The sequence below is a fragment of the Halovibrio salipaludis genome, from assembly GCF_002286965.1.
Taxonomy (GTDB): domain Bacteria; phylum Pseudomonadota; class Gammaproteobacteria; order Pseudomonadales; family Oleiphilaceae; genus Halospina; species Halospina salipaludis.
This window is the reverse complement of the sequence record NZ_NSKD01000006.1, coordinates 59,329-78,887: the sequence shown is the minus strand read 5'-3', so window position 1 is coordinate 78,887 and position 19,559 is coordinate 59,329. Positions and strand designations below refer to the sequence as shown.

The 19,559-nt window shown below is 60.7% G+C and carries 15 protein-coding genes; 11 read left to right on the top strand and 4 right to left on the bottom strand.

Going from position 1 to position 19,559, the window contains the following annotated elements; genetic code table 11:
- Window positions 1-106: 106 nt before the first annotated feature.
- The 3 genes from CK501_RS12620 to CK501_RS12610 form a co-directional block, all read right to left on the bottom strand.
- A complete protein-coding gene (locus tag CK501_RS12620; RefSeq protein WP_158223118.1) occupies window positions 107-2,824 on the bottom strand; it encodes a TonB-dependent receptor in 2,718 nt (905 codons plus the stop codon).
- Window positions 2,825-3,063: 239 nt separating this feature from the next.
- Window positions 3,064-3,864 carry a crotonase/enoyl-CoA hydratase family protein gene (locus tag CK501_RS12615; RefSeq protein ID WP_233128902.1) on the bottom strand — a complete coding sequence of 267 codons (801 nt, stop codon included), beginning with the start codon at window positions 3,862-3,864 and terminating at the stop codon, window positions 3,064-3,066.
- 10 nt (window positions 3,865-3,874) lie between these two features.
- On the bottom strand, window positions 3,875-6,358 hold the full coding sequence (locus CK501_RS12610) for a heavy metal translocating P-type ATPase (protein WP_095618099.1): 2,484 nt from the start codon (window positions 6,356-6,358) through the stop codon (window positions 3,875-3,877).
- Window positions 6,359-6,500: 142 nt separating this feature from the next.
- On the opposite strand from CK501_RS12610, the gene CK501_RS12605 reads away from it, so the two are divergent.
- Window positions 6,501-6,881: a MerR family transcriptional regulator gene (locus tag CK501_RS12605; RefSeq protein ID WP_095618098.1), complete on the top strand. Its 381-nt coding sequence runs from the start codon at window positions 6,501-6,503 to the stop codon at window positions 6,879-6,881.
- A gap of 10 nt (window positions 6,882-6,891) precedes the next feature.
- Here CK501_RS12605 and CK501_RS12600 read toward each other — a convergent pair whose 3' ends face one another.
- Window positions 6,892-7,647: a VIT1/CCC1 transporter family protein gene (locus CK501_RS12600; protein ID WP_095618097.1), complete on the bottom strand. Its 756-nt coding sequence runs from the start codon at window positions 7,645-7,647 to the stop codon at window positions 6,892-6,894.
- Window positions 7,648-7,785: 138 nt separating this feature from the next.
- On the opposite strand from CK501_RS12600, the gene CK501_RS12595 reads away from it, so the two are divergent.
- From CK501_RS12595 to CK501_RS12550, 10 genes are all read left to right on the top strand, one after another.
- A complete protein-coding gene (locus tag CK501_RS12595; RefSeq protein WP_095618096.1) occupies window positions 7,786-8,667 on the top strand; it encodes a metallophosphoesterase family protein in 882 nt (293 codons plus the stop codon).
- A 63-nt stretch (window positions 8,668-8,730) separates the two neighbouring features.
- Window positions 8,731-9,345 (top strand): methyltransferase domain-containing protein, encoded by a 615-nt coding sequence (locus tag CK501_RS12590; protein ID WP_095618095.1) that lies wholly within the window; start codon window positions 8,731-8,733, stop codon window positions 9,343-9,345.
- A 159-nt stretch (window positions 9,346-9,504) separates the two neighbouring features.
- Window positions 9,505-12,591 (top strand): TonB-dependent receptor, encoded by a 3,087-nt coding sequence (locus CK501_RS12585; RefSeq protein WP_095618094.1) that lies wholly within the window; start codon window positions 9,505-9,507, stop codon window positions 12,589-12,591.
- A gap of 59 nt (window positions 12,592-12,650) precedes the next feature.
- Window positions 12,651-14,087 (top strand): hypothetical protein, encoded by a 1,437-nt coding sequence (locus CK501_RS12580; RefSeq protein WP_095618093.1) that lies wholly within the window; start codon window positions 12,651-12,653, stop codon window positions 14,085-14,087.
- A 160-nt stretch (window positions 14,088-14,247) separates the two neighbouring features.
- Window positions 14,248-15,051, top strand: coding sequence for a DUF3450 domain-containing protein (locus tag CK501_RS12575; protein ID WP_095618092.1), 804 nt, complete (start codon window positions 14,248-14,250; stop codon window positions 15,049-15,051).
- Entirely contained in the window at window positions 15,048-16,442 is a 1,395-nt protein-coding gene (locus tag CK501_RS12570; RefSeq protein WP_095618091.1) for a MotA/TolQ/ExbB proton channel family protein, read from the top strand. Before CK501_RS12575 ends, CK501_RS12570 begins: the two co-directional genes overlap by 4 nt.
- 12 nt (window positions 16,443-16,454) lie before the next feature.
- Window positions 16,455-16,988, top strand: coding sequence for a MotA/TolQ/ExbB proton channel family protein (locus CK501_RS12565; RefSeq protein WP_095618090.1), 534 nt, complete (start codon window positions 16,455-16,457; stop codon window positions 16,986-16,988).
- 10 nt (window positions 16,989-16,998) lie between these two features.
- Window positions 16,999-17,415, top strand: coding sequence for an ExbD/TolR family protein (locus CK501_RS12560; protein ID WP_095618089.1), 417 nt, complete (start codon window positions 16,999-17,001; stop codon window positions 17,413-17,415).
- Window positions 17,415-18,047, top strand: a complete 633-nt coding sequence (locus tag CK501_RS12555) for an energy transducer TonB (RefSeq protein WP_198949509.1) — start codon at window positions 17,415-17,417, stop codon at window positions 18,045-18,047. Before CK501_RS12560 ends, CK501_RS12555 begins: the two co-directional genes overlap by 1 nt.
- Window positions 18,048-18,051: 4 nt before the next feature.
- Complete coding sequence (locus CK501_RS12550; protein WP_143421432.1) at window positions 18,052-19,401, top strand: tetratricopeptide repeat protein; 1,350 nt, start codon at window positions 18,052-18,054, stop codon at window positions 19,399-19,401.
- Window positions 19,402-19,559 lie beyond the last annotated feature (158 nt).

Genomic DNA, 19,559 nt, shown 5'->3' with positions numbered 1-19,559 from the left:
GGAGTGCCGGGGGGCTTCGGTCTCGGGATGGTTGTCCAGTGACTTTCTGACCGTCTCCAGCGCCGCTCCCATGAGGGAGCGGCGCTTTTGTTTGCGGAGGTATCAGTTAGAAACTGCCTTTGACGCCCACCGAGAAGGTGGGGCCGTATTCCTCGAACTGGAGGGTTCTTCCCTCGGAGCCCTGATAGAGTTCCAGGGGTTCGTCCGTGATATTGGTGGCCTCTGCCAATACCTGTATGGACTCACTAACCTGATAGGAAGAAGTGAAGTCGACCTGGGTATGCTCGGTTTCATAGACATCGAAACGCTCGTCGTCACCCAGTTCGTTCAGGATCTCATCCCGGTGGCTGACGCTGAGCCGCGTGCTGAGCGGACCTTCCTCGTAACCCAGGTACAGGTTCGCGGTGCGGTCCGGGGAATCCGGCAGGCTGAAGGTTTCGCCGCTGCGTTCTGGTACTTCCAGCTCGGAATTCAGGAGGGTCAGGTTCCCGCCCAGCAGTATCCCTGTCAGGGCTCCCTCACTGAACCCGTATTGGAAATTGGTTTCAATGCCTTCGACGCTGGCTTCCGTACTGTTGGTTGGGCGGGTCACGTCAAAGCCGCCGAATTCGGCAACATTGTTGCTGGTCTGATCAACCACGAAATTGTCGATGTCCTTGTAGAAGGCCCCCAGAGACCACACGCTCGCTTCCGCGAAATACCAGTCGAACATCAGGTCATAGTTGGTGGCTTCAAACGGATCCAGGTCCGGGTTGCCCTGTTCCACTTCCTGGTCCTCGCGGTCGATCTCGGTGCGGGGTGATATATCCTGGTAGTCAGGCCGGGCAATGGTGTTGGTCCAGGCGCCTCTCAGTACCATATTCTCCGAGAGGTCATAGCTGGCATGCACACCGGGCAGCACATTGGTGTAGTTCGAATCCGCCTGGCGTGGGCTGACGCTGAGGTTGCCATTGGTGTCGAATTCCAGCTGGTTGCCCGTGGCTGAGAAGTCCGTCTGCTCAACGCGTACACCAGTGATCAGTTGCCAGCGGTCCATCTCCCAGGTTCCCATGATGTAACCTGAAAGGACGTCCTCTTCGGCCACGAAATCCTCAGCGGTTGTCAGCTCCCTTATCTCGTCTTCGTCGCCGGGGGCAATGTTGAAATCCTCGCGGTTGGCATTGAAGAAGTTGAGATAGCGGTTGAAGCTGATGCGTTCACCGAGATCGGCAAAGCCATGGTTGACGGATTTGGTTGAGAAATTCTTCAGTGCGCCGTCCGAGAACTCGTCCAGCCTCACATCGGGCGTATCCGCCAGCTCGATCTCGTTGACATCCACGTCCTTGTCCGTGAAACGCGCATCGACACCGGTTTTAAGCGTCAGGCTGCTGATGTCCATCGCACCCGGGAACTCAACGTTGAACCCGATGTTGCGCTGCTCATCATCCACAGACTTGGGTTCCAGTATGGTTTTATCCATTACAAAGTTTGCGTCATTGAGAACGCTGCCGTTGGGCGCGTTCACATTGACATCAGGGCGGCCGTTGCCAATGCCGAAGTCGGCACTGAGCTGGCCCTGATCGTATTCAAAGCGTCCCTCATTCTCGTCAAGGACTCGTTCCTTCGTGTCGGAGATTCCGGCGTAATAATCCAGTTTCCAGTCATCGAAGTCATGCTCGCCGCCTGCGTTGACGGCCAGTGTGTCCTGCTTCTTTGTGCGGAAGCGGATCCGGCGGTTGTAGTCGTCGCCATCAATGTTCTCGATGGTGCCGCGGTTTCCGTCAAGGCTTGTCAGGTCGCCGCTGTCCAGGTCGAACTTGTTGCGCTGACGGGTCTCCGCGTCCGTGAATTCGCTGTAGAGAGTATCGACGAAAAAGCGTGTGTCACTGTCGGGGCGGAATTCGAGGTTCAGGTTTGCCCCCAGGCGTTCGCGGTTGATGAAGTACTTGCGTTCCTGCAGTTCAATGATTGAGAAGCCGGGGCCGTCAGGGCCGTCGAGCTCGTCGTACTCAGCCTCTACGTTGTCGGATTCGAGGGTACGGTCACGGTAATTGATGCCGAAAGAAACGCCAAACGTCTCATTGAACACGTCACTCATGCTGAGCTGAAAATTGGGGCCGGTCTCGCCGCTGAGTTGATTGTGGCTTGCCTCTGCGCGGTAGCGGACGCTCGGCCCGTCCTGGTCAAAGGGTGATGCGGATTCGACATTCACATTGCCGCCAATGGAATCGCCCGCCATATCCGGAGTGGGCGCCTTGGTAATACCAATGGTATCCACTGAGCCAGTTGGTATCACGTCCAGCGGTACCGCGCGGGAACCATCCTCTGGCGTGCCCATCCGCATACCATTCACGGTTACTGTGCTCAGTTCCGGGCCAATGCCGCGTACACTGACAAAACGGCCCTCACCCTGGTCGCGTGTGATGGAAACGCCGGGAAGACGCTGGGCGGATTCCGCAACGTTCTGGTCGACGAACTGGCCCATCTCGTCCGAGGAGATGAAGTTCTCAATGGCATCCGTGTTCTGGTACTTCGTCAGGGCTTTGTTCTGTGCGTACTGCTGGCCGCTTACCACCATCTCTGGAAGTGATGATGAGGCGGATCCACCAAGGCCGACGTTCAGCACGACGTCTTCGGAAGCTGCTTCTACCTGTTCTTCCTTGGCGGGGATTCCCTGGTAATCAAAGCTCAGTGTCTGATTGCCTTCATCAACATCTTCCAGCTCGTAACGGCCGGAATCGTCCGTATAGGCTTCCTTATTACTCCCCAGGGCGCGGACCTGAACGCCGCTCAATGGCTCGCCGGTTTCCGCATTGACCACCTGACCCGAGATGTCGGCGGCCATTGATGGTGTGGATACTGATAATCCCGTCGCTACTGCGAGTAACGTTCGGGGAAACTGAGTTCTGGATCGACTGCCAGACATACCTCGCTCTCCGTTGCTTGCGGTTAATTTCCGCTACAGGGTGGAGAGGAGTGGTGAAAGTTTTCGGTCAGTCGAGTTGCATTAGAATTTCACTTTTCGTTCTTTGTCTTGAGGCGCCGGAAATCACCGATTAATGGACTCGATCCGAAGCGTCTCACTCAGAAGCCTCGCCGGGGAGCGTACGTCTGGTCAGGTTTGCCGGTATTGCGTGCAACCGCCGTACGCTGGTTCGCCCGCGCGATGATTTTTTTCTGCAACCGGGTTTCCCAGCCCAGAGCTGTGCGGTCGTCCGCCTGCCAGGCGCGGTTGTAGAGCAGTTTGGTCGCCGCTACGGCGTCCGGCGATTTCTCCTTCAGTTCCTCGACGAAGGCCTCGGCATCGGCCAGCGGCGAATCGCTTACATGCGTCACCATGCCCAGGTGTTCAGCCTCCGGTGCCTCGATGACGCGTGCCGTCATGGTCAGTTCCTTGGCCTTATCGATCGGCATGAGCTCTGACAGCGTGGTGGTGATGCTCATGTCCGGAATCAGGCCCCACTTCGCCTCCATGATGGAGAACTCGCAGTCCCGGGTGCTGTAGCGGAAATCCGCCCCCAGCGCGATCTGTAACCCACCGCCGTAGCAGACCCCGTGTGTCACCGCGATCACAGGCGCCGGGACCTCCCGCCACAGGTAGCCCACATCCTGCGCCAGGTTGCTGATCTTCCGGCCAGGCTTGAAAAGCAGTTTGGCGAAGTTCATCGGGTTTGCGGTCACGCTCTTCACATCCAGCCCAGAGCAGAAGACCTTGCCCGAGCCCTGTAGGATCACTGCGCGGATCGAGCGGTCCTTCTTCAGGGTCCTGGCGGTATCGGCAATGGCATTGAACATCGCCATGTCAAGGCCGTTGTACTTGTCCGGCCGTTTCAGGGTGACGTAGGCGATGTCGTTTTCAATGTCGAGTGTGACGCGTTTATCCATGGATGGCATCTCAGGCTGCAGAGGAGGCTTCAGTTTGCATGGGTGGCTGATACCGCCGCAACCGCAGGGCGTTGGTCAGCACACAGACACTGGATGCCGCCATCGCAAGCGCTGCGAACATCGGCGACAGCAACACCCCAACGAACGGATAGAGCACGCCTGCTGCCACGGGAATCAGCAGCGCATTGTACCCGAACGCCCAGAACAGGTTCTGCTTGATGTTGCGGATCGTCGCCCGGGAAAGGCTGATCGCGTTGGGTACGTTCTGCAGGTCCCCGGACATCAGCACCACCTCCGCCGACTCGATGGCAATGTCCGTGCCGGTGCCGATGGCAATGCCCACATCCGATTGCGCCAGCGCCGGCGCATCGTTGATGCCATCACCGACGAAGGCCACTGCCCGGCCGCCTTCCTGGAGAGCCTTGACCGCATCCACCTTGCCGTCCGGAAGCACTTCCGCTTTCACCTCATCAATACCGCACTGCCGCGCAATCGCATTGGCGGTGTGGGTATTGTCGCCGGTGATCATTGCAACCCGCAGGCCCGCCTCATGCAGGTAACGGATGGCGTCGACGGTGGTTTCCTTGAGCGGATCCGCCACCGCAACCACGGCGGCCAGCCGGCGGTCCACCGCGGCATAGAGCGGCGTCCGGCCCTGGTTGCCAAGTCGCTCGGCGGTGTCGCCCACGGCGGTCAGGTCAACGCCCAACTCTCCCATATAGCCGGCACCACCCAGGGTGATCTCCTGGCCATCGACATGGGCGACCACGCCCTTGCCGGTGGCGGTGTTGAAATCCGTGACCCCGGAGAGCGTGAGCCCCCGGTCTTCAGCGGCTGCCACAATAGCGCGCGCGATGGGATGTTCCGAGGCCTGTTCCACACTGGCAATGCGGGTGAGCAGGTCATTTTCGTTCCAGTCGCCCACCACCTCGAGATCCGTAAGTTCCGGCTGGCCTTTGGTGAGGGTGCCGGTCTTGTCGAACGCGACCACCTGGGTGTTGCGCAGCCGCTGGAGTGCATCACCGCGACGGAATAGGATGCCCATTTCGGCCCCCTTGCCGGTGCCGACCATGATGGATGTGGGCGTCGCCAGGCCCATGGCACAGGGGCAGGCGATGATGAGCACGGCCACACCGTTGATGAGCGCGAAACTCAGCGCCGGGTCCGGGCCGAAAAGCATCCAGATGCCGAAGGTGAGGGCGGCTACAGCCATGACGATGGGCACGAAGACACCGGCTACCCGGTCCACCAGTGCCTGGATGGGCAACTTGGAGCCCTGGGCTTCCTCCACCATGCGAACAATCTGCTGCAGGGTGGTGTCGCCGCCCACGCGGGTGGCGGTGAAGGTCAGGCTGCCGGACTGGTTGATGGTGCCGCCCACAACTTCATCGCCTTCACCCTTTTCGACCGGGACCGGCTCGCCGGTGATCATGGACTCGTCCACCCAGGAGCTGCCGCCGGTGACGGTGCCGTCCACCGGGATCTTCTCTCCGGGGCGCACCTGCACCGTGTCGCCCTGGGTAACCTCCTCAATCGGCACCTCCTGGGCATCGCCTTCGCGGATTACCCGAGCGGTACGCGCCTGCAGCGTCAGCAGGCGCTTGATGGCCTCGCCGGTGCGGCCCTTGGCCCGGGCCTCCAGGTATCGGCCCACCAGGATCAGGGTAACGATCACCGCGGCGGCCTCGTAGTAGACCTGCACCTGGCCTTCCGGCAGCACCGAGGGCAGGAATGTGGCGACCACCGAGTAGCCCCAGGCGGCGGTGGCGCCCAGCATAACCAGGGTATTCATATCCGGCCCGCCGCGCAGCAGGGCGGGAAGGCCCTGGCGGAAGAAACGCAGGCCCGGGCCGAAGAGGACCACGGTGGCCAGCACGAAGAACAGGTAATGCAGTGGTTGCTGGCCGATGGCCTGCATCTGCCACTCATGGAAAGCCGGGATGAAGTGCGCGCCCATGTCGAGGATGAATACAGGTAGGGTGAACAGGGCTGCGACAACAACCGAGCGTCTCAGGCTGCGTGCCTCCTGGACCTGACGGTCTTCCGAGGGCTCGGTGCTGGCCTGATCCTCAATGGGCGTGGCCTCGTAACCGGTCTCACTGACTGCCCGCGCCAGGGCGTCGGCGGTGATCGTGCCGGCGACAACGGTTACCGTGGCCTTCTCGGTAGCGAGGTTGACCGTGGCATCAACGACCCCACTGGCGCTCCGGGCGGCTTCCTCCACCCGGCTGACGCAGGAACCGCAATGCATCCCTGTGACCCGGAGGTGGATGGTCTCGGTGGCGACATCGAAACCTGCCTGCCGGACGGCCTCGGTCAGCGACTGCAGCGAGACTGCCTCACCGGCCGCCACGTGGGCCCTGCCGGTGGCCAGGTTGACGCTGGCCTCACTGACGCCGTCCACGCCATGCAGGGCCTTCTCCGCCTTGCTGACGCAACCACCGCAGTTCAAACCTTCGATGGTGAGATCGTATTCGTGGTTTTTTGCGGTCATTGTCTTCCTCCGCCGTTCAAGAGGTTTCCGGGAACAGGCCGGAAACAGGAATGGGGCTCTTGTCATCCCCTGAGTGTTGCGCTATGACATCAAGATAACGACCGTACCATGGTACGGAGTCAAGCACTGTCCCGGGGGAATCATGCTGACCATCGGTAAACTTGCGTCTGCCTGTGATGTGGGGGTTGAAACCATCCGTTTCTACCAGCGCAAGGGACTGCTCAGGATCCCTGAACGCGAGGGCGGGGTGCGCCACTACGGGAACGAGGACCTGCGCCGGCTCCGGTTCATCCGCAAGGCCCAGGCGGCGGGCTTTGCGCTGACGGAAATCCATGAACTCCTCGGCCTGGATGCCAGCCATGACCACCAGCGGGCACGGGAACTGGCCAGAACCCGTATCGAGGCGCTGGAGGAGAGGATCCGGGAACTCCAGCAGGCACGTGATTCCCTGCAGCAGCTGGCGGCAGAGTGCGAATCGGAGAACTCTGGGCCCTGTCCGATCCTCGCCTCATTCGGCGTCTGAACGGTCAGTGTTATCCGACTTGGAGATTACCCAACATGGGTTCGAAGACGAATCCTAGGAGGAATGCCAGAGCAGCGGCACCGCCGCCCATAGCCAGGGTTTCAAATCCGGCGCGGAATCGGTCCATCCCCAGGATGACGCCCTTGACCCAGCCGATGCCGAAAAGGGACAGGATGGCGACGGCGCCACTGATATAGAACATTTCCGCGCCGGCGAGGAAGGGTGCCAGAAACGGCAGGAGCGGGATCAGCCCCACACCAATGAACACGCTGAAGGTTGCCAGGGCCGCTTTCCAGGGGGAGGGGCCCGACAGGGGATGCCCGAATTCCTCCTGGATCATGGTGTTGATCCAGAGCCGCTTGTTCGCGCTTATCGTCTGGACAATATTCTCCAGCGTCTCGCCCTCGAACCCCTTCTGGCTGAAAATCTGGCGGATTTCCTCCCGTTCTCCGCCCGGGTCAATCTCGATGTGGCGTGCCTCCTGATCGCGCAGGCGCTCCCGGGCATCGTCATCGCTCTTCACCGCCTGGTAGTTGCTGACGCCCATGCTGAAGGCATCGGCGATCAGGCTGGCAATGCCAAGAACGAAAGCAATCATCCCTGGCAGGCCCGCACCCGCAACACTGGCGATAACCGCGACCGTTGTGACACAGCCGTCGATGCCGCCGAGGATGGCATCCCGCAGGTAACTGGGAGCCGGCTCTTCATTAAGGCGTTTGCGTATGGCGGCGGGGTCATGGCTGTGCTCAAGGTGGTGATCGGACATCACGGTTACTCTTTCGTTGTGGCCCCTCTGGGTATGGTGCAGCAGCCGGGGGGCGTCGTCATTGAGCTGTCATCATGGTGACACAGGTTTCCGGCAGCGTCCTGTCGGTTATCAACTTGGACTGGAGGAGTCTACGCTATGCAGCGTCATCTATTGCCCACAACCGTTGCTGTTACGCTTACGGTCTTCAGTGTCGGCGTGCTGGCCTCACAGGAGGGGATTCCTGAAGAGGCGGATCTGCGGTTCGCGGTTATCGGGGATGCCGAGCCCAAGCCGGATCCGGAATTCCCGGGCCTTGAGGCGGCTGTGGACAGCATCAACGAACTGACAGGGCCGCTCGACCTGGCGTTTGTCGGGGGTGTCGGCGATATCCCCCATGATGGAACGGTCCCCCAGTACGAAGCTTCCCTTTCCCATCTCGAGACGCTGTCCATTCCATTCTACCCGATCATGGGCAACGAGGAGTTCACCGCCACGGAGGAGCGGTTCCTGGAATATGCAACGCGCTGGAACCAGGGTGAGCCGGCCATTGAGAGCGTCTGGTATACCATTGAAGAGGATGATGTGGCGTTCATCTTTGCCACCCCCGACCGCGACGGGCGCGATTTCTCGGGCGAGGGCATTGACTGGATTGAGTCCGAGCTGGAAGCCCTTGGGGGCAAGCCGGCGATGCTGTTTATCCACGGTGCCCCCCGTGGTGTCTTCCCGGAAGGGGGTGACAAGGGGGTGCGTAACCCGGATTTCAGCAGGCTCTTTGATGAACCCAACCTGGTCGCGACCTTCTCCGGTGACCTGCACGTTGATATCGAGCGGGTTGAATCCATGCGTGAGAAGCACGGCGTGCATCATATCCAGGTGCCGCCGCTTGAGCGTACCAAGGTTCCGGATGAGCTGCGCCACCACCCCTATTACCGGATTGTCTCCGTCAAGGATAACGGTGAGGTGGTGGTCAGCACCTACAACCTGGTCGCGGAGCGTTTCGAGCCGGAGCAGAGTTACCGGTTTGACCTGAAGCGCTAGAGGGGGATGGTTTGCGCCGCCCTCTGAGCGCGAGGCTGTCAGGTGTGTTAGGCTTTTCACCCCATGGATACCCAGACCAGTGCCCTCCACGAAGTCCGCCTTGATTCCGTTGCTTCCCTGTTACAAGGCAGTGGGGCGCGCACCGTCTTGGATCTTGGCTGTGGCTCCGGCGCTCTGTTGCAGCGCCTCCTTGAGTCCGGTGCTTTTGACCGGGTAGTGGGCTTGGAGTCCTCCGGTATCTCCCTCCGCAATGCCCGGGACAGGCTGGCTCATTGGCTGTCCAAGCCTAACCCGCCTGTCAGCCTGGTCCGGGGATCTTTCCAGGATGCCAATGACGCCTGCAGGGGCTTTGATGCCGCCGCTATGGTGGAGGTTATTGAGCACGTGCCTCCGCGTGATCTCTCCACGGTTGAGCGCGCCGTCTTCGAATGCTACCGCCCGGGCATGGTCGTCGTGACTACCCCGAATGCCGACTACAATCCGCTCCTTGATCTTGCGCCGGGCGAGTTCCGGGATCCCGATCACCGGTTTGAATGGGGCCAGGCCCGCTTCCGCCAGTGGGCTAGTGGGATTGCGAGGCGCCATGGTTACCAAGTGCGATTCAGCGGCATTGGTGAGGCGGATCCGGATCTGGGGGCTCCCTCTCAGCTGGCTCGGTTTGAGCGCCTCAACTCCTGAAAGATTCTGTTTCACTTCCGTGAAGTTTTTGTGACAAAAGGGGCAATCCCCTTTTGAATGACGTTTTTGTCATCTGCCTGTCACAGCTCCTCTCTAGTCTTCTTTTCCTAGCGGGGTACAGCCCCTCCTGGTTCAAGTCACGACAAAGAAGGCAGGCAGATGAGACGACAGACCACGGCATTGTGGGGGTTTCTCGCCATGACGGCGTTGAGTCCCGGCGTTCAGGCCAGTGAGCTTCTGGTTTACGTGTTCGGAGAGAGCGGACCCGCCCAGGGTGTGACGGTTGAGCTGAATGGCACTGAAGCGACCACCGATGCATCGGGTCGAGCGGAACTCGACCTCTCGCAGGGCAGTTACCGCGTTCTTCTGACCCGGGGCGGCAACGAGCTGGGTGCTTTCCGGTTGGACAGCGGGCAGAACCAGAACGCAGACGTTGCGGTTCGGCTTCAGGGTGAAAGCGATCCCGAGATCAGCGTGGAAACCTATGATCCGCGCGAGAGTTTCTCGGAACGTGCGGGCGAGCCGCAGGGCGTATTGGCCGGGCAGATCCGTTCCCGTGAAACCGGCGCTGCGCTGAGTGATGCCCGGATTTCTGTGCCGGGTTCGGACTACGCCGCGACCACTGACCCCAACGGTAACTTTGAACTGCAAATGCCCCGGGGTGTGTATGAGCTCGCCATCACGCATCCTGAGTACAGCAACATTACGGCAGACGCGGTGCGGGTCGTCGCTAACGTCACCACGAACGTGGGCTACGAGCTGAGCGCGGCTGGCGCCGGTGGCGGTCAGCTGGAAGAGGTAACCGCCGTGGCCAGCTACCAGCCGGATACAGTATCGGAGCAGGAACGCACCTCCGAGTCGGTGCTGGACGTCATCGGCAGCGAACAGCTTGCCCGGTTTGGTGACTCCAACGCAGCGGAAGCCACGCGGCGCAGCGTCGGGGTCAACGTGGCCGAGGGCAAGTTTGTGTTTGTGCGCGGGCTTGGTGGGCGTTACACAACCACAACGCTCAACGGCTCATCGATGCCCAGTACTGACCCCAGTCGCCGTACCACGCCGCTGGATCTGTTCCCCTCTGGTGTTCTGGATCAGGTGGAGGTCCGTAAAAGTTTTACGCCTGACATGCCTGGTGACAGTTCTGCCGGCAATGTGCAGCTGCAGACCCGTTCCTCTCCGGAAGAGGACTTTCTGGAGCTCTCCCTGGGGCTTGGAGGCAACACCCGGATTACCGGCGACAGCGTGATCTCGGATCCTTCAGACGGCGACACGGATCTGCTGGGTTATGACGACGGCACCCGCAAGCTGCCGGGTCTCGTGAATGGCCTTACGGCTTTCGGTCGTGTAAGCCCCGAGGAATACGATAACCCCCAGATTACCGAACTACTGGGCCAGTCCTTTGAGCGCAACCTGGAAGCGCAGCAAACCACGGCCAACCCGGACGTGTCCCTCGGGCTCAGCGGTGGTCAGGAGATCAGCCGTGGCAACAATCTTTACGGCATTTATGGGTCTCTTTCTTACGACAATAGCTGGAGCATCAAAGACGAGGGAGTCGAAAATACCTTCGCTGCCGGGGGCGGTGACGGCCAGCTGAGTACCAGGAATCAGTTCGACTTCACTGAGACAGAGCATAACGTGGACCTTGGAGGCATGTTGGCTCTGGGCGCTGAGCTCGGTCTCGATCATGAACTGGATGTGACCACTCTCTTCTCGCGTAAAACCCAGACCCAGACGCGGCAGACCACCGGTATCTCCGGCGAGAATGGGGAACGGCTCCGGGATCTGGAGTTCAACTACGAAGAACGCCAGTTCTTATCCCAGCAGTTAGCCGGTGAGCACTTTTTCCAAGATTACAACGAGCTTCTGGTCGAGTGGCAGTACACCTATTCACTGGCCGAACGCTACGCTCCGGACCGACGCACCATCCGCTACGACACACTGAAGAGTAACGACGAGCGCCTGGTATTCAACGATTCGGGTTTCTCGCGCCGCTACGACGACCTGACCGACGAGAACCATGACGCCAGCTTGGATTTCACGCTCCCGGCTTATTCGGGCACCAACGTCATGGCCGATCTCAAGTCCGGTCTGAGCATGACCCGGCGCAGTCGTGAGTCCGAAACCGCCCGTTTCAGCTACGACTGGCGCGGTGACCGGCAGGACGAGCTGGAACTGATCCGGCAGGAGCCTACACCCGGGGCCAACGACGTGCTGGGGGATTCCAACATCGATGAGGATCAGTTCGTCCTCCAGAACCTGACTGCGCCCTCTGACCGTTACGACGGTGATCTGGACATCAATGCCGCCTACCTCATGACCGACATGGATCTGTACGACCGGTTCCGCCTTGTGACTGGGGCGCGAGTCGAAACCGCCGAACAGAGCGTGGACACCTTCGATTCCGATGGCGAGGCGGTGAATACAGGGTTCGACGAAACGGATGTTCTGCCCAGCGCGAACCTGACCTGGTTCATGACGCCGGCCATGCAGTTGCGCGTCGGCTACAGCCAGACGATTGCACGGCCGGACTTCAAGGAAATGGCTAACGCCAGCTTCTTTGATCCGGTGTTCGGTTTCACCGTCAGGGGCAATCCCGATGTGGAAAGCTCTGAGGTGAATAACTTTGACGTGCGCTGGGAGTGGTACCTCTCACAGAACGACACCCTTACGGTTGGCGCCTTCTACAAAGACCTGAGTCAGCCCATTGAGCGCATCATCGTGCCCAGTGGCGGCTCGGCACTGCAGGGCACGCGCAGCTTCGCCAACGCCCAGGACGGCGAGATCCAGGGCATCGAGGTGGACTTCCGCAAGGAATTCCAGCTGGACGAGGGATTCAGCCAGACCCTGTTCGTGCAGGCGAATGGAAGCCTGATCGATTCCGAAGTCACGCTCCCGGAGCGAAGCAGCGAGAACCGCAGCAGCCGGGCGCTCCAGGGGCAGGCCGAGTCCACCCTGAACCTTGCGCTGGGGTATGACCACCTGGATAGCGGCCAGGAAGTCACCCTGCTGTTCAACCGCAATGGCGAAAGCATTGAAGACGCCTCACGCGGCGATCTGCCCAGCGTCATTGAGGAGCCGGTCAACCAGGTGGATGTGACCTACAAGAAGACGTTCACTCCAAGCCTTACCCTCCAGGCCAAGGTGGAAAACCTGCTGGATGCAGAGAAGGAGTTCACTCAGGGAGGCAATACCTTCTTCAAGTACAAACCCGGTATGAGCCTCAGTGTCGGCGCCGACTGGCGATTCTGAGCAATGTCCAAACCAACGACGGCACACGGTGCCATTCAAGCAAGCAAGGAGTTGTCCCCATGCAACAACAGAAACTGGTAAGCGCAATTGCCCTTATGGGCTCGATGGCGGCCCTGACCGCTTGTAACAACGGTGACGATGTGAACGTGGACCTGAGCAGTGGCTCCGGTGGTGGCGGTGGTGGCGGCGGTACTGTAAGTACCTGCCCCGCTTGGACTACGCCGGAACCGCAGACCTCAGACGGCACGAATGTCTGCGCTATCGAGGAAGACATTGAACAGGACCGCACCCTGACCAGCGACATCCGTTGGCTTCTCGACGGCAAGATTGAGGTCGGCAACGGCAACAGTTCGCTCGACAATGAAGCTGACGCCGATAACCTGACTCTCACTATCGAACCCGGCACCGACATCCGCGGTGGCCGCGCTGACAGCTGGCTGATCATCACCCGTGGCTCGCAGATCAACGCAGCAGGTACGGAGGACAACCCGATCACCTTCAGCTCTGAAGACGACGGATTTCAGGGTGCTGGTGAATGGGGTGGCCTGGTACTCCAGGGCTTTGCTCAGGCAAACCCGGGCAACAACGTGGATGCCGAAGCCGGTCTCGGGATCTACGGGCCCACGACCAACGATGGCGTTAGCAACGACGACAACAGTGGTACGGTTCAGTACGTGCGCATCGCCGAAGGTGGTTTTGAGGTGGCCCCGGGTGAGGAGCTCAACGGCTTTACGCTCTTTGGCGTGGGCAATGAGACCACGATCGACCATATCCAGGTGCACGACAACCAGGACGATGGCATCGAGTTCTTCGGCGGCACGGCGCAGGTGAGCCACCTGGTGCTGACGGACAACCTGGACGACAGCATCGACTTTGACCTTGGCTGGCAGGGCAATATCCAGTACGCGATCGTCAAGAAGAATTCCGAAAGCGATCGGGGGATTGAAAGCGATAACAACGGCAGTGGTTTCGACTCGACGCCGCGGACCCGCCCGACCATCGCCAACCTGACAATCAAGGGCGCGACAGGTGCCGGCGCCAATGCGCTGCATCGCGAAGGTATGGGTGGTTTCATCCATAATGCTGTCTACGACGCCGGTGATGTCTGCATTGACGTGGATGATCAGAACAATGAGATCAACAACGACGAGCTCATCTACGACGAGGTCATTTTCAATTGTGCCGCGAATACCGCGGGTGACGATGATGACGATAATGGCAATGAGTTCGCTGATCTCATCGTGAACAATAACGGATCCAACACCATTTATGCTGAGGATCCGATGTTGGACGAAGACACCTACCAGGCTTCGTCCGCCAACGCCACGCTGAGTTCCGCCAAGAACTTCAGAACGGTTCAGGAAAATGCGGGAGATCCGGCGGATGCTACAGCTGATATGAACTTCCTCGAGGAAACGGACTATCTCGGCGCCGTTGATCCAGACGCTTCCAGCCCCTTCTGGTTCGAAGGCTGGACCCTGGAAAATACCCTGTAACGCCCCACATTACCGGCCCCTGCGCCGGTCCTACCTTAAAAAGCCCGCCCACCACCTCCGGTGCGCGGGCTTTCATATTTCTGCAGTCTAAACGTCACGTAACTGCAACATTCGCCTGTCATCATCTCGCCTGAATCAAACCGATGAACCAGGAGTTCCGATGACCCAGGCAAGTGTTCGCCGGCCATGGTGGCCCGTTCGTTCGCTGCTCGCGGTTTCCGTTATGGGCATGGTGTTGGGGACCACAGCGCAGGCCCAGGATGAAGAGCTGGAGCAGATCGTCGAGACCGGTAAGGACCGGTTGGTGCAGAACCGCGAGATGCAGCAGCGCATCAACGAACTGGACAGCGAAATCCGCGAGAAAGTCGAGAATTATCGTAGCGTTAATCGCGAGATCGACGGGCTTGAGATCTACCTTGCTCAGCTTGAGCGCCAGGTGGAGAGTCAGGAAACCGAGATGGCGGACCTGGAACAGTCCATCGACGAGGTGACCGAGACCGAGCGCCAGATTACGCCGTTGATGCTCAAGATGGTGGATGGGCTGGAGCAGTTCGTGGAACTGGATGTTCCCTTCCTTAAGGAAGAGCGCGAGGAAACGGTTGCGGGCATTGTCGACACCATGGACCGCTCGGACGTAAGCACCGCCGAGAAGTTCCGCAATCTGCTCGAGGCCTACCAGGAAGAGATCGAGTATGGCCGCACCATCGAGGCCTATCGGGGAACTCTGGAAACCGAGGGCAACGAGCGCCAGGTGGACTTCCTGCGAATCGGGCGCATCGCGCTGCTGTATCAGACCCTCGACGGCAGTCGCAGTGGCGTCTGGGACAACAACGAGGAGCAGTGGCAGACGTTGCCCGCCACCTACAACAGCCAGGTTCAGGAAGGGCTGAAAATCGCCCGTGAACAGGCTGCCCCCGACCTGATCCGACTGCCGCTGAGCGCGCCAGAGGAGGCCGAAGAATGAACCGGATTCTGATGTTGATGCTGTGCCTGTGCCTTGCGGTTCCGGCCGTGGCACAGGATTCCGGCTCCGACCGAGGGGCCCGTCTCGGGGAACTGCTGGAGCTCGTTCGCCAGGGCAAGGCCCGTGATGCCAGTGAGCAGCGCGAGCGCCTGGAGACCTTTATCGAGGAACGCAATGAGCAGGACCAGAGGCTGCAGGAGCGCGAGGCACGCCTGGCGGAACTCCAGGACGAGGTCGAAGCGATGGAGAGTCGCTTTGACGAGAACGAAACCGAGATCGCAGAGCTTCAGGATCGCCTCGACGAGCGCTCCGGCGACCTGAAAGAACTGTTTGGGGTGCTTCAGCAGGTCGGCAGCGATGTGCGCTCCACACTGGCGGCCTCGCCCACCAGCTCGCAATATCCGGGGCGCGGCGAGTTCTTGCAGCAGTTGATCGAGAAAGCCGGTTCATCGTCCAAGCTGCCTTCCATCCGCGAGCTTGAGGAATTCTGGTACCGCATGCAGGAGGAAATGGTCGCCTCCGGCGAAATCAAGCGCTACAACGCGGACGTGGTTGACGACACGGGCGAGACCGACGAGCGCGAGGTTGTCCGCGTGGGCACCTTCAACGTGCTCGACGGCGAAGGCCGGTACCTCAACTGGGAAAGCGACACAGGTAACCTGGTGGAACTGCCGAGCCAGCCCGCCGGTCGGTACCTGTCCGCAGCCGCTGGGTTCGTAAACGCCGAAGCGGGCGAGCGCGAGGACTTCTGGGTTGACCCCTCCGGTGGCTCCCTGCTGTCCCTGCTGTTGCAGACGCCGGATCTGCGTGAGCGCATCGACCAGGGCGGTGTGATTGGCTACATCATCCTGGCGCTGGGGGCCTTTGCCCTGCTGCTGACGCTGGAACGCCTGATCTCGCTTGGTATCGTCACGATGAAAGTGAACCGCCAGGCGCGCAGCAGCGAACCCGACCCCGGCAATCCGCTGGGCCGTGTCATGCAGGTGTACCAGCAGAACCGGCACAAGGACGGCGAGACCCTGGAGCTCAAGCTGAGCGAGAGCATTGCCCAGGAGTCGCCGAAGCTGACCCGCTTCCTGGCGGTGCTCAAGATCATCGCGGTCGTTGCGCCGCTTCTGGGTCTGCTGGGCACCGTCACCGGCATGATCAATACCTTCCAGGCCATCACTCTGTTCGGCACCGGCGATCCCAAGCTGATGGCTGGCGGTATTTCCCAGGCGCTGGTGACCACCGTCATGGGTCTGGCCGTGGCAATCCCGACGGTGCTGCTGCACACAGTGGTCCAGGGCCGGAGCAAACGCCTGAGCCAGCTTCTTGAGGAGCGCTCCATCGGCATCATCGCGTGGCGTGACGACGAGGGCGCCGGCGGCACGGCCGAGGCGACCGCCTGAGGAGGGCCCAGCATGGTACCGGTACAGCTCATCGAAGCTTACAACCAGGTGCTCCAGTTTCTGGAGCGCGGGGGTACGGTCCTGGGGTTCATCATGGTGGTCATCTTCGTGATGTGGTTGCTCATCATCGAGCGGGGCCTGTTCTTTGTGCTGACGTTCCGCCGCCTGGCCGACCAGGTACAGAACCAGTGGGAAGCCCGCTCCGAGCGCCAGTCCTGGTACGCCCATCAGATCCGCCAGGAGATGGTCACCGGCGTGCGCCAGGAACTCCAGCGCTCGCTGGGGCTGATCAAGGCGCTGGTGACCATATGCCCGTTGCTGGGCCTGCTCGGCACCGTCACCGGCATGATCGAGGTATTCGATGTCATGGCGGTCATGGGCACTGGCAGCGCCCGGGCAATGGCCTCCGGGATCTCCAAGGCCACCATTCCGACCATGGCCGGGATGGTGGGGGCCCTGACGGGGGTCTTCGCCATCACGGTGCTTCAGCGCAACGCGCGCCTGAAGGCCACACGGCTTGAAGACCAACTGACCTTTGACCACTGAGTAGCGAATCATGCGCAGACGTTTTCAATCATTCGCCAGCCAGGAAGCCGAGGAAGAGGAAAGCATCGACGTTACGCCCATGCTGGACGTCGTCTTCATCATGCTGATCTTCTTCATTGTGACCGCTTCCTTCGTCAAGGAATCCGGCCTGGAGGTGAACCGGCCTGATGCGAACACGGCGAACCAGCAGGACCAGGCGAGCATCCTGGTCGCGATCGGACCGGACGGCGATATCTGGATTGACCAACGCAAGGTCGAGCCAGGCTCGGTCCGGGCCAACATCGAACGCCTGCACGCCCAGAACCCCCAGGGTTCCGTGGTGATTCAGGCGGACGAGGCGGCCGCCACGCGGCACCTGGTCTCGGTCATGGACTCCGCCCGTGAGGCGGGCGTCAACAATGTCTCCATTGCAGCGCAGGAGCCGTGATGAACCGAGTCGGCATTCTGGGGCGGCTGCTGGCAGCACTGGCTGTCGGGGCCGCCGTGACGTTTACGGTCTTCTTCCTGATGCAGCAGCTGATCGCCTCCGGGACGACGGCGCTGGATGAGGACAGCGAGCGTTACACCGTGGACTTCGTGCGCGTCCAGGAACAGGACCAGGTGAAGGAAAAGGAGCGCGAGAAGCCGGAACCGCCCGAGCCGCCGGAGGAACCGCCGGAACCGGAGACGCCGCAGCAGACCCAGCAGCAGGCCAGTACCGGCGGCGGCAGCCTGAACATTAGCGATGTGGCCATGGATAGCGGCCTGGATATCGGTGCCGGGATTTCCGGCGGGGGGGACAGCGAGTACCTGCCGATCGTCAAGGTTGAGCCGAACTACCCGCAGCGCGCCCTGCGACGGGGCATTGAGGGCTACGTGGTCGTGGAATTCACCGTCACCAAGCGGGGCAACGTGGAGAACCCCCGGGTGGTTGAGGCCGACCCCCAGGGTGTCTTCGACGAGGCCGCCAAGGAAGCGGCGAAGAAGTTCAAATACCGGCCCAAGACCGTCAACGGGGAAGCCGTTGAGGTCGCGGGCGTACGCAACATCATCCGTTTCGAGATGGAGGATGGGAGGTGAGGTCATGATTAATCGAGCCATCAGGACATGCAGCGTTCCGCTGATCGCGGCCACGCTGTTTCTGGGGCAACCGGTTCCGGTTATGGATAAGGGGCCGGCGGGGCTGTTCAATACGGCCCATGCCGAAGAGGACGACAATGTGCGCCGGACGCCGGCCATGCGGCAGAGCACGCACAAGCGCTTCAGCCGCATCCGGGATCTGGTGGATAACGACAAGCTCGACAAGGCGTTCGAGGTCTGGGAACAGATGGACCCGTCCGGACTCAACAGCTACGAACGGGCCATGCGCTGGAAGCTGGCGGCGTTCCTGTACCACCAGAAGGGGGATAACGCCGCCATCGCCAACGCCTATCGCAAGCTCCTGGAGGAATCGGACATCCCTCTTAGCCTGGAACAGGATACCTGGTACAGCCTGGCGCGGGTGGAGATGGTGCGTGGCAGTTACGAGGCCGCCAAGAAGGCGCTGGATGAATGGTTCGCGCTCCAGGATGAGCCGGGAGGGGGTGCCTATGCCCTGAAAGCGCAGATCCACTACCGGCAGGAGAACTGGGAACAGTCCCTGCAAGCGATCAATCAGGCGATCCAGGCTCGCAGGGACAGCGACGAGGCAGTATCCGAGAACTGGTACCTGCTCAAGCGAGGGGTCCTCTACCAGCAGGAAGATTATCAGGGGCTGGCGAATGTCCTGGAAATTCTGGTGCGGGAGTTCCCCAAGAAGAGTTATCTGATGCAACTTTCCTCGGTTTACGGTGAGCTTGATCGGCCGGCGGATCAGCTGGCGGTTCGTGAGGCGGCTTATGAGAAGGGCTACCTGGAAGAGGAGTCCGAACTGGTCGGGCTGGCGCAGTTGATGGCCTCTCAGGACAGTCCCTACAAGGCGGCCCAGGTTCTGCGTGACGGCATCGACAATGGCCATATCGAGGCCAGCAGGAAAAACCTGGAGCGGATGGGGGACAACTTCCTGATGGCCAAGGAGTACGAAGAGGCCATCAACGCGTTCAGGCAGGCTGCATCGAAGGTTGAGGATGGCGAGCTGCACCTGCGCATGTCCCAGATCGCGGCGGACCTCGGCAACTGGGAGCAGGCGGAGCAGTACGCGGCCACGGCGGTTGAGCGGGGTGATTTTGATCGGCTCGGACGGGCTCACGTCGTGCGCGGGCTTGCGCTCTATCACCTGGAGCGTTTCAGTCAGAGTCTTCAGGCGCTGAAGCAGGCCCGTCAGTTCGAGGAGACGCGGAAGATGGCCAGCCAGTGGCATGACTACGTTGAGCGCGAACAGAAGCGTCGCCAGCAGCTGGAGGCGTCCGCGGAATCGGGGAATGGGCAGGACGAGAGTGCGGCCCAGGTTCTCTGACAGGAAAGGCATCATGATCGCCATACTCGGTTGTCAGGCAAGGGAGGGCGATGACAACCAGAAACACCGCAAACGCTGTATGGCCGGCGTGCGGTGTATCCGAAGCCCGGCGCTGCTTTGAAATCACGTAGACCGCTGCCATTGCCGGCCCCTGACGG

Bases quoted from the DNA above. Each gene is read 5' to 3' on its own strand.
- CK501_RS12595 (WP_095618096.1), top strand. From the start codon at position 7,786: ATGCAGCGTCATCTATTGCCCACAACCGTTGCTGTTACGCTTACGGTC.
- CK501_RS12580 (WP_095618093.1), top strand. From the start codon at position 12,651: ATGCAACAACAGAAACTGGTAAGCGCAATTGCCCTTATGGGCTCGATG.
- CK501_RS12615 (WP_233128902.1), bottom strand. From the start codon at position 3,864: ATGGATAAACGCGTCACACTCGACATTGAAAACGACATCGCCTACGTC.
- CK501_RS12585 (WP_095618094.1), top strand. From the start codon at position 9,505: ATGAGACGACAGACCACGGCATTGTGGGGGTTTCTCGCCATGACGGCG.
- CK501_RS12575 (WP_095618092.1), top strand. From the start codon at position 14,248: ATGACCCAGGCAAGTGTTCGCCGGCCATGGTGGCCCGTTCGTTCGCTG.
- CK501_RS12550 (WP_143421432.1), top strand. From the start codon at position 18,052: ATGATTAATCGAGCCATCAGGACATGCAGCGTTCCGCTGATCGCGGCC.
- CK501_RS12590 (WP_095618095.1), top strand. From the start codon at position 8,731: ATGGATACCCAGACCAGTGCCCTCCACGAAGTCCGCCTTGATTCCGTT.
- CK501_RS12565 (WP_095618090.1), top strand. From the start codon at position 16,455: ATGGTACCGGTACAGCTCATCGAAGCTTACAACCAGGTGCTCCAGTTT.
- CK501_RS12610 (WP_095618099.1), bottom strand. From the start codon at position 6,358: ATGACCGCAAAAAACCACGAATACGATCTCACCATCGAAGGTTTGAAC.
- CK501_RS12600 (WP_095618097.1), bottom strand. From the start codon at position 7,647: ATGTCCGATCACCACCTTGAGCACAGCCATGACCCCGCCGCCATACGC.
- CK501_RS12555 (WP_198949509.1), top strand. From the start codon at position 17,415: ATGAACCGAGTCGGCATTCTGGGGCGGCTGCTGGCAGCACTGGCTGTC.
- CK501_RS12620 (WP_158223118.1), bottom strand. From the start codon at position 2,824: ATGGCCGCCGACATCTCGGGTCAGGTGGTCAATGCGGAAACCGGCGAG.
- CK501_RS12570 (WP_095618091.1), top strand. From the start codon at position 15,048: ATGAACCGGATTCTGATGTTGATGCTGTGCCTGTGCCTTGCGGTTCCG.
- CK501_RS12560 (WP_095618089.1), top strand. From the start codon at position 16,999: ATGCGCAGACGTTTTCAATCATTCGCCAGCCAGGAAGCCGAGGAAGAG.
- CK501_RS12605 (WP_095618098.1), top strand. From the start codon at position 6,501: ATGCTGACCATCGGTAAACTTGCGTCTGCCTGTGATGTGGGGGTTGAA.